Source organism: Pseudomonas sp. NBRC 111119 (genome assembly GCF_001320125.1).
GTDB classification, from domain to species: Bacteria; Pseudomonadota; Gammaproteobacteria; order Pseudomonadales; family Pseudomonadaceae; genus Aquipseudomonas; species Aquipseudomonas parafulva.
The window spans coordinates 1-16,860 of the sequence record NZ_BCAV01000004.1; the positions used below are offsets into that span (position 1 = coordinate 1).

The 16,860-nt window shown below is 64.3% G+C and carries 13 protein-coding genes; 7 read left to right on the top strand and 6 right to left on the bottom strand.

Annotated elements, in window-relative coordinates:
• The first annotated feature begins 140 nt into the window (after positions 1-140).
• The 7 genes from APH25_RS00485 to yccS all read left to right on the top strand — a co-directional run bounded on the left by APH25_RS00485 (position 141) and on the right by yccS (position 11,203).
• Positions 141-1,943, top strand: coding sequence for an acyl-CoA dehydrogenase (locus tag APH25_RS00485; protein WP_060480718.1), 1,803 nt, complete (start codon positions 141-143; stop codon positions 1,941-1,943).
• A 32-nt stretch (positions 1,944-1,975) separates the two neighbouring features.
• Positions 1,976-3,418 carry a TldD/PmbA family protein gene (locus tag APH25_RS00490; protein ID WP_060480719.1) on the top strand — a complete coding sequence of 481 codons (1,443 nt, stop codon included), beginning with the start codon at positions 1,976-1,978 and terminating at the stop codon, positions 3,416-3,418.
• Positions 3,418-4,737 carry a TldD/PmbA family protein gene (locus APH25_RS00495; protein WP_060480720.1) on the top strand — a complete coding sequence of 440 codons (1,320 nt, stop codon included), beginning with the start codon at positions 3,418-3,420 and terminating at the stop codon, positions 4,735-4,737. The genes APH25_RS00490 and APH25_RS00495 overlap by 1 nt, the downstream gene beginning before the upstream one ends.
• 94 nt (positions 4,738-4,831) lie before the next feature.
• Positions 4,832-6,259: a multidrug transporter subunit MdtD gene (gene mdtD, locus APH25_RS00500; protein ID WP_028631887.1), complete on the top strand. Its 1,428-nt coding sequence runs from the start codon at positions 4,832-4,834 to the stop codon at positions 6,257-6,259.
• Between the two features lie 112 nt (positions 6,260-6,371).
• Complete coding sequence (gene dbpA, locus APH25_RS00505; protein ID WP_256217464.1) at positions 6,372-7,709, top strand: ATP-dependent RNA helicase DbpA; 1,338 nt, start codon at positions 6,372-6,374, stop codon at positions 7,707-7,709.
• Positions 7,710-7,751: 42 nt separating this feature from the next.
• Positions 7,752-8,933: an NAD(P)/FAD-dependent oxidoreductase gene (locus APH25_RS00510; protein WP_028631889.1), complete on the top strand. Its 1,182-nt coding sequence runs from the start codon at positions 7,752-7,754 to the stop codon at positions 8,931-8,933.
• A gap of 83 nt (positions 8,934-9,016) precedes the next feature.
• Entirely contained in the window at positions 9,017-11,203 is a 2,187-nt protein-coding gene (gene yccS, locus APH25_RS00515) for a YccS family putative transporter (RefSeq protein ID WP_028631890.1), read from the top strand.
• A 6-nt stretch (positions 11,204-11,209) separates the two neighbouring features.
• Here the strand turns inward: yccS and APH25_RS00520 are convergent, their stop codons facing one another.
• The 6 genes from APH25_RS00520 to APH25_RS00545 form a co-directional block, all read right to left on the bottom strand.
• Positions 11,210-11,947 (bottom strand): ABC transporter substrate-binding protein, encoded by a 738-nt coding sequence (locus APH25_RS00520; RefSeq protein ID WP_060480722.1) that lies wholly within the window; start codon positions 11,945-11,947, stop codon positions 11,210-11,212.
• 150 nt (positions 11,948-12,097) lie between these two features.
• Positions 12,098-12,394 (bottom strand): helix-turn-helix domain-containing protein, encoded by a 297-nt coding sequence (locus APH25_RS00525; protein WP_028631892.1) that lies wholly within the window; start codon positions 12,392-12,394, stop codon positions 12,098-12,100.
• Between the two features lie 12 nt (positions 12,395-12,406).
• Positions 12,407-12,907: a M48 family metallopeptidase gene (locus tag APH25_RS00530; RefSeq protein WP_028631893.1), complete on the bottom strand. Its 501-nt coding sequence runs from the start codon at positions 12,905-12,907 to the stop codon at positions 12,407-12,409.
• 39 nt (positions 12,908-12,946) lie between these two features.
• Positions 12,947-15,073, bottom strand: coding sequence for a bifunctional diguanylate cyclase/phosphodiesterase (locus APH25_RS00535; RefSeq protein WP_060480723.1), 2,127 nt, complete (start codon positions 15,071-15,073; stop codon positions 12,947-12,949).
• 226 nt (positions 15,074-15,299) lie between these two features.
• Positions 15,300-16,364 carry a class II fructose-bisphosphate aldolase gene (gene fba, locus APH25_RS00540; protein ID WP_028631895.1) on the bottom strand — a complete coding sequence of 355 codons (1,065 nt, stop codon included), beginning with the start codon at positions 16,362-16,364 and terminating at the stop codon, positions 15,300-15,302.
• Between the two features lie 98 nt (positions 16,365-16,462).
• Entirely contained in the window at positions 16,463-16,792 is a 330-nt protein-coding gene (locus APH25_RS00545) for an MliC family protein (RefSeq protein ID WP_028631896.1), read from the bottom strand.
• Between the last annotated feature and the right edge of the window lie 68 nt (positions 16,793-16,860).

Genomic DNA, 16,860 nt, shown 5'->3' on the forward strand with positions numbered 1-16,860 from the left:
TCTCATAAGCGCAGAAAACACCAAGGCAAGTACCGGCATGCCGCTACTACGTTCTAAACCGATATCACCCACACCTATTAACCTGTCCCTCCCACAACCACCCCCCTACACTCGCCGCATTCCGCCTCAGGACCGCGACCATGCCCGAGACCTTGCTCAGCCCCCGCAACCTGGCCTTCGAACTGTACGAAGTACTCGACGCCGAAGCCCTCACCCAGCGCCCGCGTTTCGCCGAGCACAGCCGCGAAACCTTCGACGCAGCGCTGACCACGGCGCGCACCATTGCCGAGAAATGCTTCGCACCGCACAACCGCAAGGCCGATGAAAACGAACCGCGCTATGTGAACGGCTGCGCCGAGTTGATTCCCGAGGTCAAACCCGCCGTCGACGCCTTTCTCCAGGCAGGCTTTCTCAACGCCAACAGGGATTTCGAAGCCGGCGGCATGCAACTGCCCAGCCTGGTGTCACAGGCCTGCTTTGCCCACTTCCAGGCGGCCAACGCCGGCACCACTGCCTACCCCTTCCTGACCATGGGCGCCGCCAACCTGATCGAGAGTTTTGGCAACGAGGAACAGAAGCGGCTGTTTCTACAACCCATGATCGAAGGCCGATACTTCGGCACCATGGCCCTGACCGAACCCCACGCCGGCTCGTCGCTGGCCGATATCCGCACCCGCGCCGAGCCGGTGGGCGATGGCAGCTACCGGCTCAAGGGCAACAAGATCTTCATCTCCGGCGGTGATCACGCGCTGTCGGAAAACATCGTGCACATGGTGCTGGCCAAGCTGCCGGACGCCCCACCCGGGGTGAAAGGTATCTCCCTGTTCATCGTGCCCAAGTTCCGCGTCAACCCCGACGGTAGCCTGGGCCCGCGCAACGACGTGCTGTTGGCCGGGCTATTCCACAAGATGGGCTGGCGCGGCACCACCTCCACTGCGCTCAACTTCGGCGACAACGGCCAGTGCATCGGCTACCTGGTCGGCCAGCCGCACCAAGGCCTGGCCTGCATGTTCCAGATGATGAACGAAGCCCGCATCGGCGTGGGCATGGGCGCTGTGATGCTAGGCTACGCGGGCTACCTGTACTCACTGGACTATGCCCGCCAGCGCCCCCAGGGCCGGCCACTGGAAGACAGGAACCCGCACACCCCACCCGTACCCATCATCGCCCACAGCGATGTGAGGCGGATGTTGCTGGCACAGAAGGCCTACGTTGAAGGCGCTTTCGACCTGGGGCTGTATGCGGCGCGCCTGTTCGACGATACCCACACAGCCCGCGACCAGGCTACACGCGAGCAGGCCCAGCAGTTGCTCGACCTGCTCACCCCTGTGGTCAAGTCGTGGCCTTCGGCCTTCTGCCTCAAGGCCAACGAGCTGGCGGTGCAGATACTGGGCGGCCACGGCTACACCCGTGAGTACCCCGTGGAGCAGTACTACCGCGACAACCGCCTGAACCCGATTCACGAAGGCACCGAAGGCATACAGGCACTCGACCTGCTCGGCCGCAAGCTGGCGCAGCACAACGGCGCCGGCCTCAAGCAACTGATGCGCCTGGTGGCAGCCACCGGCGAACGCGCCAGCCACCACCCCAACCTGGACTCGCTGCGCGAGCCGCTTGAAAAGCTGGTCAACCGCCTGCAGGCGGTAACCCTGGCCCTGCTTGGCGACCTCGCGCAGGGCCACGCTGCACAGGCCCTGGCCAACTCGGCCCTGTACCTGAAAGTGTTCGGCCATTGCGTGATCGGCTGGCGCTGGCTGGAGCAAGCCATCCACGCCGAGCTCGGGTTATTGAAGGGTGATGACGGTGACCGCGACTTCTACCGGGGCAAGTTGCAGGCGGCGCGTTATTTCCTGACCTGGGAGGTACCTGGCTGCCATAATGACCTGGCACTGCTCGAGGCCCGCGATGCGACCTGCCTCGGCATGCAGGATGAGTGGTTCTAAGGGGGAGCCACCGCGCAAACGGAGGCCTGCCCATGTTCGATTCCAGCGCCTTGCTGCGCCAGCGCTTCGCCGCGCTGCGCAGTTCGGCCGAGGTGTTTTCCCTGCGTCATGTCAAACAGTCGCACCAGGCGCTGTCGGTGCGGCGCAACGTAGCCGAACCACCGTTTTTCAGCCAGGACGAAGGCGCCATGCTGACCGCACGGGTGGCTGGGGTAGAGGCTTACGCCGCCACTGCCGACCTCAGCCAGGCAGGCCTTCAGCGTGCACTGGAACAGGCCGAGGCGCTGGCGCGGCAAATCGCCCGGCACAGCCTGCTCGACCTGCGTGGGCAGGCCGTTCCCACTGGGCAGCATGACGTTGTCTCGCCCCATTTCGATGAGGCCATACCCTCCCTTGCCAACTGCCTGGCCCTGCTCGCGGCAGAGTCAGCCAGCGTGCCCGCCGATGAGCGACTGGTGGACTGGCAAGCCAGCCTGGGCGTGAGTGTGGTGGAGCAAACCTACCTGAACTCTGCTGGCGCCGAGCTGCGCCATGCTCAACGCTTTCTGTTCCCCGGCCTGAGCGTCACCGCCAGCGATGGCCAGGACAGCCAGAGCCGCAGCCTGGGCCGGGAAAACTTCGGCCAGCAGGGTGGCTTCGAGGTCGTCGAGCGTTGCGGCCTGGTAGGCGCGGCCCAGCGGGTGGCCGACCAGGCCCTGCAACTGCTGCTGGCGCCCAACACCCCTGAGGGCCAGCGTGACCTGTTGCTGATGCCCGACCAGATGATGCTGCAGATTCACGAGTCCATCGGCCACCCCCTGGAAATGGACCGCATCCTGGGCGACGAGCGCAACTACGCGGGCACCAGCTTCATAAAAGCCAGTGACTTTGGCCACCTGCAATACGGGTCGGCATTGCTGAACGTGACGTTCGATCCGACCATAAGCGAAGAACTGGCCAGCTATGGTTTCGATGACGACGGGACCCCGGCAACCAAGCAGTTTTTGATCCGTGACGGCGTGTTGCTGCGCCCGCTGGGGGGCGCGCTGTCGCAGTACCGCTCTGGCCTGGAGGGCGTTGCCAACAGCCGTGCCTGTAGCTGGAACAGGGCGCCTATCGACCGCATGGCCAACCTGAACATCGAGCCGGGTGACCGGTCACTGGAACAACTGGTTCAGGGTATCGAGCACGGCATCCTGATGCGCACCAACCGCTCCTGGTCGATCGATGACGCCCGCAACAAATTCCAGTTCGGCTGCGAATGGGGGCAACTGATCGAGAACGGCGAGCTCAAGCGCATCGTCAAGAACCCCAACTACCGCGGTATCTCGGCGCAGTTCTGGCGCAACCTGGCCGCCGTCGGCGACCGCAGCACGTTCCAGGTGCTGGGCACGCCCAATTGCGGCAAGGGCGAGCCTAACCAGGTGGTAAGGGTCGGCCATGCGGCCCCAGCCTGCGTGTTCCGCCAGATCGACGTGTTCGGAGGGCAGGCCTGATGCAACATGCTTTCGAAGCCCTGGTGGGGGTGGCGCACAACGCCCTGCACGCCGGCGAGCAATTCACCCTCGGCTACAGCGCCGAGCAGTCCCGGTTTGTGCGTTTCAACCACGCCAAGGTGCGCCAGGCGGGGGATGTAAGCCAGGCCAGCGCGCACCTGCGGCTGATCCGCGACGGCCGCCAGGCCGAGCAGTTGGTCACCTTGAGCGGTGAGGCACAGGTAGACGGCCAACGGCTGGAGGCTGCCATGCAGTTGCTACGCCAGACGCTACCCCTGCTGCCAATAGACCCGTATCTGCAACTGAACACCGCCCCCTGGAACAGCCTGAGCTGCCAGGCAGCGCCGCTGCCGGTGCTCGATGAAGTACTGGCGCTGATCGAACGCGAGGCAGGTGACCTGGACCTGGTCGGTATCTATGCCGCCGGCCCGGTGTGCCGTGGCTTTGCAAGCTCGTTCGGCGCCTTCGGGTGGCACCAGGCCAACAGCTTCAACATGGACTGGAGCCTGTTCCACGAGAATGGCCAGGCCGTCAAAGCCAACTATGCCGGGCAAGCCTGGAACGCGAGTGATTTCACCCAGCGCCTGCGCCAGGCCCGTGACCAGCTGGGCTTTTTGGGCCAGCCGGCCATTACCCTGAAGCCTGGCAGCTATCGTGCGTACCTCGCGCCTGCAGCCATGGACGAAATTGCCGGGATGCTGTGCTGGGGAGGCTTCTCGGCCCAGGCCCTGGCCACCGGTAACAGTGCCCTGCAGCGCCTGTACAACGGCGATGGGCAATTGAGCCCGCTGGTGAGTTTCAGCGAGCAGGTCAGCGGCTCGCTGAGCCCGGCGTTTTCCGATGAAGGCTCGCCGCGCATGGACGTGCCGCTGATTCAGCACGGCAAGGCCCGCCAGCAGTTGACCAGTGCACGCAGCGCCGCAGAGTTCCAGCGGGTGGCCAATGGCGCCGACAGCTACGAATCGCCCTGTGCACTGAGCATGGCCGGCGGGAACCTGCCCAGCGAAGCGGTACTGCAGCGCCTCGGCACCGGCCTGTATATCAGCAACCTGTGGTACCTGAACTACTCCGACCTGCCCGCAGCGCGCATGACCGGGCTGACCCGCTTTGCCACGTTCTGGGTCGAGAACGGGGCGATACAGGGGCCGGTGAATACCATGCGCTTCGACGACAGCCTGTACAGTTTGCTGGGCAGCCAGCTGGAAGACCTGACCCAGGAGCGGGAGATGATCCTGTCGACCAGTACCTATGGGCAGCGCAGTACCGGATCGAGTCATTTGCCGGGGGCACTGGTCAAAGGGCTTAACCTGACATTGTGACTGGCATTACCGGCCTCATCGCGGGCAAGCCCACCGCCACACGGGCGTGCGCCACAGCCCCGCGATGGGGCCGGTAACGACAAACGAGGACGTCATGCCCGAACGCACCCCGCTGGACCCTGTCACCGCCCGCTGGATCCCGTGGGTAGTGGCCATTGCCTTCTTCATGCAGTCGCTGGACGGCACCATCCTCAACACCGCGCTGCCAGCCATGGCCCGGTCCCTGGCCGAAGACCCCCTGCGCATGCAGGGGGTGATCATCTCGTACATGCTCACCGTCGCCCTGCTGATCCCGGCCTCGGGCTGGATCGCCGACCGCTTCGGCACCAAGCGCATCTTCTTCAGTGCCATCCTGCTGTTCAGCTTCGGTTCGCTGCTGTGCGCAGTCGCCAACAGCCTGGGCTTCCTGATTTTCGCGCGCATCGTGCAGGGGCTCGGTGGGGCGCTGATGCTGCCGGTTGGCCGGCTGGTGGTGCTGCGCGCGTACCCGCGCACCGAGCTGGTGCGGATCATGAGCTTCATCACCATCCCCGGCCTGCTCGGCCCGTTGCTTGGCCCCACGGTGGGCGGCTGGCTGGTGGAAATCCTGAGCTGGCACTGGATCTTCTTGCTCAACCTGCCGGTGGGCCTGATTGGCTGCTATGCGGTGTGGAAGTTCATCCCCGACCTGCGCGGCGCTGAGCGCACCACCTTCGACGGCCCGGGCTTTGTGCTGTTTGGCGCAGCGATGGTGCTGATCACCATCGCCATGGAAGGCCTGGGGGAGCTGCACCTGCCCCACCTGCGGGTGATGCTGCTGCTGTTCGCCGGCATGGCCTGCCTGGCGGCGTACTGGCTGCGCGCCGGGCGCGACCCGGAGCCGTTGTTCTCACCCAGCCTGTTCCGCGTACGCACCTTCGCCATCGGCATCCTCGGCAACCTGTTCGCCCGCCTGGGCAGCGGTGCCCTGCCGTTTCTGGTGCCGTTGCTGCTGCAGGTGGCGCTTGGCTACTCGCCAGCCCAGGCCGGCATGAGCATGATCCCGCTGGCCGCCGCCGCCATGCTCGCCAAGTCCATCGCCCGGCCGCTGATCGAGCGCCTGGGCTACCGCATCATCCTCACCGGCAACACGTTGCTGCTGGGGCTGCTGCTGGCCGGCCTGGGCCTGGTAGACGAGCAGACGCCGTACTGGCTGCTGCTGGTGCAACTGGGCCTGCTGGGGGCGGTGAACTCCCTGCAGTTCACCGCCATGAACACGGTAACGCTGATCGACCTCGACGACGCCAGCGCCAGCAGCGGCAACAGCCTGCTGTCGGTGGTGGCACAGTTGTCGCTGAGCCTGGGCGTTGCCTGTGCTGGCGCGTTGCTGGGCGGGTTCACGGCGGCGGGCAGCGCCGAAGGCGTTGAAACCACCCTTGGCGCCTTCCAGCTGACGTTCTTCACCATCGGCGTCATGGCCATGCTGGCTGCGGCGATTTTCCTGCAGCTGGCACCCACGGACGGAAGGCGTGCCCGTCGTCCGGAACAGCACATGGAGTCTTAGGGGGAATGGCATCGAGGCTGGTAGACTGTGCGGCATTTTTCGCTTCGCACCGCAGGCCTGTCTCGTGACCACCGACTCCACCGCCTTTGCCACATTGCCGCTGTCTTCCGCCATGCTGGCCAACCTGGACGCCCTTGGCTATGCCTCGATGACGCCCATCCAGGCCCAGAGCCTGCCGGTCATTCTCAAAGGCAAGGACCTGATCGCCCAGGCCAAGACCGGCAGCGGCAAGACCGCGGCCTTCGGCATCGGCCTGCTCAACCCCATCAACCCGCGCTATTTTGGCTGCCAAGCCCTGGTGCTGTGCCCCACCCGCGAGCTGGCCGACCAAGTGGCCAAAGAGCTGCGCCGCCTGGCGCGGGCCGAGGACAACATCAAGATCCTCACCCTGTGTGGCGGGGTGTCCCTGGGCCCGCAGATCGCTTCGCTGGAGCATGGCGCGCACATCATCGTCGGCACGCCGGGGCGTATCCAGCAACACCTCGACAAAGGCACCCTGGTGCTCGGCGGGCTCAACACACTGGTGCTGGACGAAGCCGACCGCATGCTGGACATGGGCTTCTTCGATGCCATCGCCAGCATCATCGGCAAGACCCCGGCACGTCGCCAGACCCTGCTGTTCTCGGCCACCTACCCGGCCGGCATCAAGCAACTGGCGGCAGACTTCATGCGCGACCCGCAGCAGGTGAAAGTCGAGAGCCTGCACACCGACAACCAGATCGAACAGCGCTTCATCGAGATCGACCCCCAGCAGCGCCTGGAGGCGGTGACCCGCGTGCTGGGCCACTATCGCCCGCAGTCCTGCGTGGCCTTCTGCTTCACCAAGCAGCAATGCGAGGATGTGGTCGCCCACCTCACCGCCAAGGGCATCGTCGCCCAGGCGCTGCACGGCGACCTGGAGCAACGTGACCGCGACCAGGTGCTGACCATGTTCGCCAACCGCAGCAGCTCGGTCCTGGTGGCCACCGACGTGGCAGCCCGCGGCCTGGACATCGACGGCCTGGACATGGTCATCAACGTGGAACTGGCCCGCGACGCCGAGATCCACGTGCACCGGGTGGGCCGCACCGGCCGTGCCGGCGAGAAGGGCATTGCCGTCAGCCTGGTAGCGCCGGCCGAGGGCCACAGGGCCCAGGCCATCGAAGCCTTGCAGAACAGCCCGTTGCGCTGGGACCCGTTGGACAGCCTGAAGAACAAGGGCGGCGAGCCGCTGCTGCCAGTCATGAGCACCCTGTGCATCGCCGCCGGGCGCAAGGACAAGCTGCGCCCGGGCGACATCCTGGGTGCGCTGACGGGGGATGCGGGCATCCCGGGCAAGCAGGTGGGTAAAATCGCCATCTTCGACTTCCAGGCATTCGTTGCCGTGGAACGGGCACTGGCCAAGCAGGCCATGCAGCGGCTCAACAGCGGCAAGATCAAGGGTCGGTCCCTGAAAGTCCGCATTTTGTAAGGCCCCACAGGGCTCAGCATTTCAAATCTGAAGGTTCAGAACGTGCACTCCACCGATGTAATCATTCTCGGCGCCGGCGCCGCCGGCTTGATGTGTGCCCAGCTCAGCGCCCGCCGTGGCCGCAAGGTGCTGGTCCTCGACCACGCCAACAAGCCCGGCAAAAAGATCCTCATGTCCGGCGGCGGGCGCTGCAACTTCACCAACCTGTACACCGAGCCGGGCAACTTCCTTTCGCACAACGCGCACTTCTGCAAATCAGCCTTGGCCCGCTACACCCAGTGGGACTTCATCGAGCTGGTCTGCAAGCATGGCGTGGCGTACCACGAGAAAAAGCTCGGACAGCTGTTCTGCGACAACAAGGCCAGCGACATCCTCGACATGCTGCTGGCCGAGTGCGATGAAGCCGGTGCCGAAATCCGCATGCACACCAGCATCGAGCAGGTCGAGAAAACCGACAGCGGCTACCGGCTGCAAACCAGCGGCGGTACGTTCGCCTGCCAGTCCCTGGTGATCGCCACGGGTGGCCTGTCCATCCCCACGCTGGGTGCCACCGGGTTTGGCTACCAGGTGGCGCGCCAGTTCGGCCACACGCTGCTGCCCACCCGCGCCGGCCTGGTGCCGTTCACCATCACCGAGCCGCAACTCAAGGCCATGTGTACCGAGCTGTCCGGCACCTCGCTGGACTGCACAGCCAGCTGCAACGGCAGCAGCTTCCGCGAGAACCTGCTGTTCACCCACCGTGGCCTGAGTGGCCCGGCCATCCTGCAGGTTTCATCGTTCTGGGAAGCCGGCGACACCGTCGAGATCAACCTGCTGCCCGACCGCGATGCACTGGGCTGGCTGCAACAGATGCAGGCCGAACGCGCCAACGCCGAACTCAAGACGGTGCTGGGCGAGGTGTTCACCCGCAAGCTGGCCACCCTGCTGGCGGAGCAGTGGTTCAACTCGAGGCCCATGAAGCAGTACACCCCGGCCGAGCTGCAGCACATCGCCGACACGCTGGCCCACTGGCAGGTGGTGCCGGCCGGTACCGAGGGTTACCGCACCGCCGAAGTAACCCTGGGCGGGGTTGATACCCGCGAGGTGTCGTCCAAGACCATGGAATCGCTCAAGAGCCCGGGGCTGTACTTCATTGGCGAAGTGCTGGATGTGACCGGCCACCTGGGCGGTTTCAATTTCCAGTGGGCCTGGGCCTCGGCCAATGCCGCAGCGCAGTTCGTGTAGGGTAGAATTCATTGCGCAGCACGGAACGCTTCTTGCTGGTCCGTGTTCAATGCATTCATTCGATCACTGCCTAGCAGGCCATCATGTCATCGAGCTCGTTGCGTCAGTCACTGCGTCGCCTGTGGGGCCAGGATAAGTTCAGCTACAGCATCCGGGTAACCATCGCCCTCACCGGCAGCCTGGCCTTGTGCTGGCACCAGAACGAAATGGGCCTGCTGATCCCGCTGTTCCTCGGCATCATCGCCAGCGCCCTGGCCGAGACCGACGACAGCTGGCAGGGCCGCCTGAGCGCCCTGGCCGTCACCCTGGTGTGCTTTGCCATTGCCGCCCTGGCCGTGGAACTGCTGTTCCCCTACCCCTTGCTGTTCGTGACCGCACTCGCCCTGGCCGCGTTCGCGCTGACCATGCTGGGCGCGCTGGGCGAGCGTTATGGCGCCATTGCCTCTGCCACCTTGATTACCGCCGTCTACACCATGATCGGGGTGGACCAGCGCGGTGGCATGGTGACGGACTTCTGGCACGAGCCCATGCTGCTGGTGGCCGGCGCCGCCTGGTATGGGCTGCTGTCCGTGCTGTGGCAGGCGTTGTTTTCCAACCAGCCGGTGCAGCAAAGCCTGGCCAAGCTGTATTTCGAGCTAGGCACCTACCTCAAGCTCAAGGCCAGCCTGTTCGAGCCCATCCGCACCCTGGATGTAGAGGCCCGCCGCCTGGAACTGGCCCAGCAGAACGGCAAGGTAGTGGCGGCGCTGAACGCCGCCAAGGAGATCATCCTGCATCGGGTGGGCAACAGCCAGCCCAACTCCAAGGTCAGCCGCTACCTCAAGCTGTATTTCCTGGCGCAGGACATCCACGAAAGGGTCAGCGCCTCGCACTACCCTTACAACGCTCTGACCGAGGCGTTTTTCCACAGCGACGTGATGTTCCGCTGCCAGCGGCTGCTGCGCAAACAAGGCTCGTCCTGCCAGGAGCTGGCCCGCTCGATACGCCTGCGCCAGCCGTTCGTGCTGGCCAGCGGCTTTGCCGAGGCACTCGAAGACCTCAACGCGTCGCTGGAGTACCTGCGCAACCAGAACAACCCGGCCTGGCGCGGGCTGCTGCGCTCGCTGCGGGCGCTGGCGGCTAACCTGGCCACGCTGGACCGCCTGCTCAGTGCGGCCAGCAACCCGGACAGCCTGGCGGACGCCAGCGACAGCAGCCTGCTGGACCGCTCGCCGCGCACCCTCAAGGACGTGTGGAAGCGGCTGCGCACGCAACTGACGCCCACGTCCCTGGTGTTCCGCCATGCGCTACGCCTGCCGCTGGCGCTGTCGATCGGCTACGGCATGGTGCACCTGATCCACCCTACCCAGGGCTACTGGATCATCCTCACCACCCTGTTCGTGTGCCAGCCCAGCTACGGTGCAACACGGCGCAAGCTGGTGCAGCGGATCATCGGGACTGCCGTTGGCCTGACCGTCGGCTGGGCGCTGTTCGACCTGTTCCCCAACCCGGTCATCCAGTCGTTGTTCGCCGTGGTGGCCGGGGTGGTGTTCTTCGTCAACCGTACCACCCGCTATACCCTGGCCACTGCCGCGATCACCCTGATGGTGCTGTTCTGCTTCAACCAGATCGGCGACGGCTACGGGTTGTTCCTGCCGCGCCTGTTCGACACCCTGGTGGGCAGCCTGATCGCCATCATGGCGGTGTTCCTGTTCCTGCCGGACTGGCAGGGGCGGCGGCTGAACAAGGCGCTGGCCAACACCCTGGCCTGCGCCAGTGTGTACCTGCGCCAGATCATGCAGCAGTACGCCTACGGCAAGCGCGACGACCTGGCGTATCGCCTGGCACGGCGCAACGCCCACAACGCCGATGCAGCGCTGTCTACCACCCTGGCCAACATGCTGATGGAGCCTGGGCACTTCCGCAAGGAAGCGGACGTGGGCTTCCGCTTCCTGGTGCTGTCCCACACGTTGCTCAGCTACCTCTCCGGGCTGGGCGCCCACCGCGACACAGCCCTGCCGGCCGAAGTGCAGGAGCAACTGATCGAAGGCGCAGGCGGCAGCCTGGCCAACAGCCTCGACGAAATCGCCAACGGCCTGTCGGCGGGGTTGCCGGTAGACATCCACAGCGATGCCGAAGAAGCCCTAGCCAATGCCCTGGAGCAGATGCCCGATGACGTGGATGAGCATCAAAGGCTGGTGCAAACCCAACTGGCGTTGATCTGCCGCCAGTTAGGGCCGTTGCGCACCCTGGCTGCACACTTGATGAAGAAAGATGCACCGGCCCTTTGACGGGGGTCATAACCCGTATCGGTGAAGCAGTTGCTCGTAACTGCCGTCCGCCTTCATCGCCGCGATCGCCCGTTCGAACCGGGCGACGATGCGCGTGTGCTCGGGGTGCTTGAGGCTGACCAGGATGTGCAAGGTGTTTTCGGCAAGCGGCGGCTCCACCAGGGTAACGGTGTCGCGCACCTGTTCGGGTTCGCGCTGCAGGTGATACCGGGCCACATACTCGTCCTCTATCGCCAGGCTCACCCGCCCTGCCGCCAGCATGCGCACAGCTGACGAAAAGGTGCTTACAGGGACCTTGTGCAGGAGTAGATCGCTGTCGAACTCGGCCGAATAGGCGTAGTCGCGAACCACGGCGATGCTATAGGGGTACAGGTCGGCCATGCGCTGATAGCGAAAACTGCTGCCCTTGCGTTTCAGCAGGCGAATGCGGTTGGTGAGGTAGGCTTTTGAAAACAGCCCGCTTTGGGTGCGCGCGTCGTTGTACCAGGCATTGATCAGCACGTCGTAACGCCCCTCGCTCACGCCCAGCAGCGCCCGCGACCAGGGCACTTCTTCGAAGCCGCTGCTATAGCCGGCCCGGGCCAGCGCAGTGGTGACGATACTGGTTGCCAGCCCTCCACCCGGCAAGCTGGCATCGGTGAACGGCGGCCAGCGGTCCGCCACCAGGCGCAGTTTGCCGTGTGCGGTGGCGGGCAGCGCCACTGTCATTGCCAACAACCCGAGCACACAAAGCAATGGCCGCATGTTCAAGTCCTTTCGCCGTGGAGGGGCACACACTGCGGCTGAGCTTACACAAAGCGCCTGGCGAGGGCAGCGGCCAATAGTGTCATTTAGCCTCTATTCTGGCCGAAGCCTGGATTTTTCATATGCAAGGTGCTGTACGGCGCATGCCGCTCAGGGGTAACCCAGCACCTCGCGCAACTGCTGCAAATGGCGGCCAATCCACTGCCGGTCAATCGCTCCCCAGTCCTGTATACGGTAGTGCCCGGCATGGTTACGCGCCCCTGGCTGCTGTTCGAAAACGCAGGCGATGTCCAGGTCGGCCAGTGCGGCAATGGTGTCCTGGGCGGTGCGCCGCGGCATGCCGGTCGCCTCCATCAGGGCGGGCACGCTGGTCGCAGTCTGGCTGTCGATCAGCCAGGCCACGTACAGGCGGCGGTAGAAGCTGCTTTTGGTCTTGCTCACTTCCATGCTACGTGGTCCTTAACAGTTGCCTGGCAGTTCCCGGTACGTCAGGTAGATGCGCAGGTCGAGTTCCAGTTGGTGGTAGTCCGGCTCCATGTGCTGGCACAGCTGGTAGAAGGCCTTGTTATGGTCGCGCTCGCGCAGGTGCGCCAGTTCGTGCACCACGATCATGCGCAGAAACTGCGGCGCGGCTTCCTTGAACAGCGACGCGATGCGGATTTCCTTCTTGGCCTTGAGCTTGCCTCCCTGCACCCGCGACACCGCAGTGTTAAGGCCCAACGCCCGGTGGGTGAGGTCCAGGCGGTTGTCGAACAGCACCTTGTCCAGGGGTGGGGCGGTGCGCAGGTAGCGTTGGCGCAACTCCTGGGCATAGCCGTACAACGCCTTGTCATTTTGCACAGCGTGGCGGTCGGGGTAGCGCCGCTGCAGGTACTCGCCCAGGCGGTCAGTATCGATCATCTGCCGCACCTGTTGCTGCAGGTGCGGGGGGTAGGCTTGCAAGTAACGTAAGGCGTTCATGGCAACACAGTTGGCGAAACGAATGGCGATTCTAGCCAATCACGTCGCTGGCCAGGGGAAAATCGCCGGGAAGCTGCCGGCGTCGGTGGCGGTCATCGGGTGCGCCACCAGAAAACCCTGCACATAGGCGCAGCCACTGGCCTTCAACCAATCAGCCTGGGCCTGGGTTTCCACGCCTTCGGCGATCACCGTTATGCCGTAGTCGGCGCACAGCCCCAGCACACTGCGCGCCAGCGCCGCATCCACCGCCGAATCCGGCAGGCGCGCCACCAGGTGCCGATCGAGCTTGAGGGTATCGATGGGCAAGTCACGCAGCATGCGCAGCGAGCAGTCGCCTGCACCAAAGTCATCCAAGGCCACCCGCACACCCAGCGTGCGCAGCCGGTCGATCTGTTTTACAGCCGCGTCAATGTTGTACATCAGCGACGTTTCTGCCACTTCCACTTCCAGGTGTGCCGGCTGCAGTTGGTAACGCTGGATCACCCGCTCCAGCTCGTCCACCAGCCCAGGTGCGGCAAACTGAGCGCGGCTCAGGCTGATGCCAAGCACCAGGTCCTTGGGAAAATGCGCGTACCAGGCCTTGCGCTGGGCCGCACTCTGCCCGTAGATCCAGCTGGCCAGCCGATTGATCAGCCGGGCTTCTTCCAGCAGGGGTATGAACAGGCCCGGGGGGACGTCACCGACACTGGGGTGCTGCCAGCGCAACAAGGCTTCGAAGCCACGCAGGCGGCCATCGGCGAACGCCACTTGCGGCTGGTAGACCAGGGTGAAGTCCTGCTGCTCGATGGCCGAGCGCACGCCGTCCTCCAGCATCAGCCGCGACCGCGCCCGCCCGTTGAGTTCCTCATCGTAGAAGCGGTATTGCTGGCGCCCCTGCTGCTTGGCCGCGTACATGGCCGCATCGCCTGCACGCAGCAGGCCTTCCACATTCGCTCCGCAGTCCGGGTACGTGGCGATGCCGATACTGACCCCAAGGCACACATCCAGCCCATCCACCTGATGGCTGATGGAGATGCGTTCGAGCAAACGTTCAGCATAGCGCCCGGCCTGCTCCGGGTAGGGCAGGCCGTCGAACAAGGCAGTGAACTCGTCCCCACCCATGCGCGCCAGCAGCGCCTCATTGCCCAGGCAGTCCTTGAGCTGGTCGGCCACCCAGCGCAGCACGCGGTCACCGGCATCGTGGCCGAGCGAGTCGTTGATGCGCTTGAAGCCGTCCAGGTCCATGTACATCAGTGCCTTGGCCCGGTCCGAGCGCTCGTTGCGCAGCAGCGCGCTTTCGGCAGCCTGGTAGAACCCGCGCCGGTTCAGCAGCCCGGTAAGCGGGTCGGTGATGGCCTGATACTCAAGTTGCTGGTGCAGGTTGTGCACCGCCGACATGTCTAGCACGGTCACCACCATGGCCTGCTGGTCAGCTGGCAGTGGCGCGCACGACAAGGCGACCGGCAGCAGCTCACCGCCCAACCGGCGCAGCTGGGCATCGTGCACGCGGAAGATGCGCCGGGCCAGGTAGGCCTGGTAGAACTCGGATTCCTGCCACAACGTGGCGCTGGACAGTTGCACCAGCCCCAACAGGTAGGCCCCCTGCAGTTGCTGCACCGGCGCCGAGAGCAGGCGGCAGATGGCGGGGTTGGCAAAGCGGATGATGCCTTGCTCGTCCACCACCAGAATGCCTTCGGCAGCGTTATCCAGAATGGACGCATTGAATGCCCGCGCCGCCTCCAGCTCACGGGTCAGTCCCTGCAACATACGCCGGTTGCGTTGCTGGTCGAGCAGGGCCTGGACCTTGGGTTTGAGGATCTTGGGGTCGAACGGCTTGAACATGTAGTCCACAGCGCCGCTGGCGTAGCCCTTCAGCACCGCCTCCTCGGACTGCTCATTGGCGGTGAGGAATATGATCGGGGTGAAGCGCGTGCGATGGTTACTGCGCATGAGGCGTGCGACTTCAAAGCCGTCCATCTCCGGCATGTGTACATCCAGCAAAACCAGGTCTACGTCGTTTGCCAACAGCGCGTTCAAGGCCTCCAGCCCGGAAGCGGCGGTCAGCACTTGCCAATCGTGACGGGCCAGCAGGGCCCGCATGCTGATGAGGTTCTCGGGGTAATCATCGACTACCAGAAGAACCGAGCTGCCATCCTGTGACAGGTGTTGGAGTTGAGCGCCATCCATGCTGCTTCTCTATTTTGTGACCGACTTCAAAAATACCGCCTGATCCAGTTGTACTCCAGACGCACGCCGATAGCACGCACTGCAATCAGAAAGCTATCACTCGTTGAGATCAAGGTAGACGAACGGCAGTCATCTCGCCGACATAATCCGCGCGCTGAAGCGCGGCATACCTTTCCTGGGGGCAAAAAAAACCCGCATCGCTGCGGGTTTTTGAATCGCCGGTGGCTTAGTTGACCTTGGCCACCAGTTCACCTTTGGCGTAGCGCTGGAACATGCCTTCCAGGGAGATCGGCTTGATCTTGGAGGCATGGCCGGCAGTGCCGAAGGCTTCGTAACGGGCGATGCACACGTCGCGCATGGCCTTCACGGTTTCGGCGAAGAACTTGCGAGGGTCGAATTCGCTTGGGTTGACCGCCATGTGGCGACGAATCGCACCGGTGGATGCCAAACGCAGGTCGGTGTCGATGTTCACCTTGCGCACACCGTACTTGATGCCTTCGACGATCTCTTCGACCGGCACGCCGTAGGTTTCCTTGATGTCGCCGCCGTACTGGTTGATGATCGCCAGCCACTCCTGCGGTACCGAGGAAGAACCGTGCATCACCAAGTGGGTGTTGGGGATGCGCTTGTGGATTTCCTTGATGCGGTCGATGGCCAGCACGTCACCGGTAGGCGGCTTGGTGAACTTGTAGGCACCGTGGCTGGTGCCGATGGCGATGGCCAGGGCGTCTACCTGGGTTTTCTTGACGAAGTCGGCCGCTTCTTCCGGGTCGGTCAGCATCTGGCTGTGGTCCAGGACGCCTTCGGCACCGATGCCGTCTTCTTCACCGGCCATGCCGGTTTCCAGCGAGCCCAGGCAGCCCAGTTCGCCTTCAACCGATACGCCGCAGGCATGGGCCATGGCAACGGTCTGCTGGGTGACGCGTACGTTGTACTCGTAGTCGGTCGGGGTCTTGCCGTCTTCGCCCAGCGAGCCGTCCATCATCACCGAGCTGAAGCCCAGCTGGATGGAGCGTTGGCATACGTCGGGGCTGGTGCCGTGGTCCTGGTGCATGCACACCGGGATGTGCGGGAATTCTTCGATGGCCGCCAGGATCAGGTGGCGCAGGAAAGGCGCACCGGCGTACTTGCGAGCACCGGCGGAGGCCTGCACGATCACCGGGGAGTCGGTTTTATCGGCCGCTTCCATGATGGCGCGCATCTGCTCGAGGTTGTTGACGTTGAAAGCTGGTACGCCGTAACCGAACTCGGCGGCGTGGTCCAGCATCTGGCGCATGCTAATGAGTGCCATTGTGTATCTCTCTCCCGACAAGCGTCGTTGTTTCGTGCAAGCCTGCCGCAGGGGCGGTTGCTGTTCAAGTTGTGTGGGCCACCTTGCGGCCCGGCCAGTCACGGTGCCTTGCAGCCCCGCCCAATCAGATCGTTGGTCGCCACCCAGTACACCAGGCCCTCATCACCCTTGGTGTGGAAGGCCAGCATGCCGTCACTGTACAGCGCACCCGAGGCACCCGGCTCGGCCTTCAGGCGGTAGACCTGGTCACCGCCACCCAGGCGGACATCAACCTGGTCCTGCTGCGGGTCGGCGAAGCGCCACAGCACTTCGGTTTGTGTATCGCAGACCCAGCGGGTCCAGTTGTCTGCCGGGGCAGGTTGCGCTGGCTTGAGCAGCGAGCAACCTGCCAGGGTTGCCAGGGCCGTTACGGCCAGAAACGCTTTCATTCTGTTTCCTCGGTTTGGGCTAACTTGCACCCCGTCAGCGCGCTTCGTTGCGTTGACAAGCCGGCTGC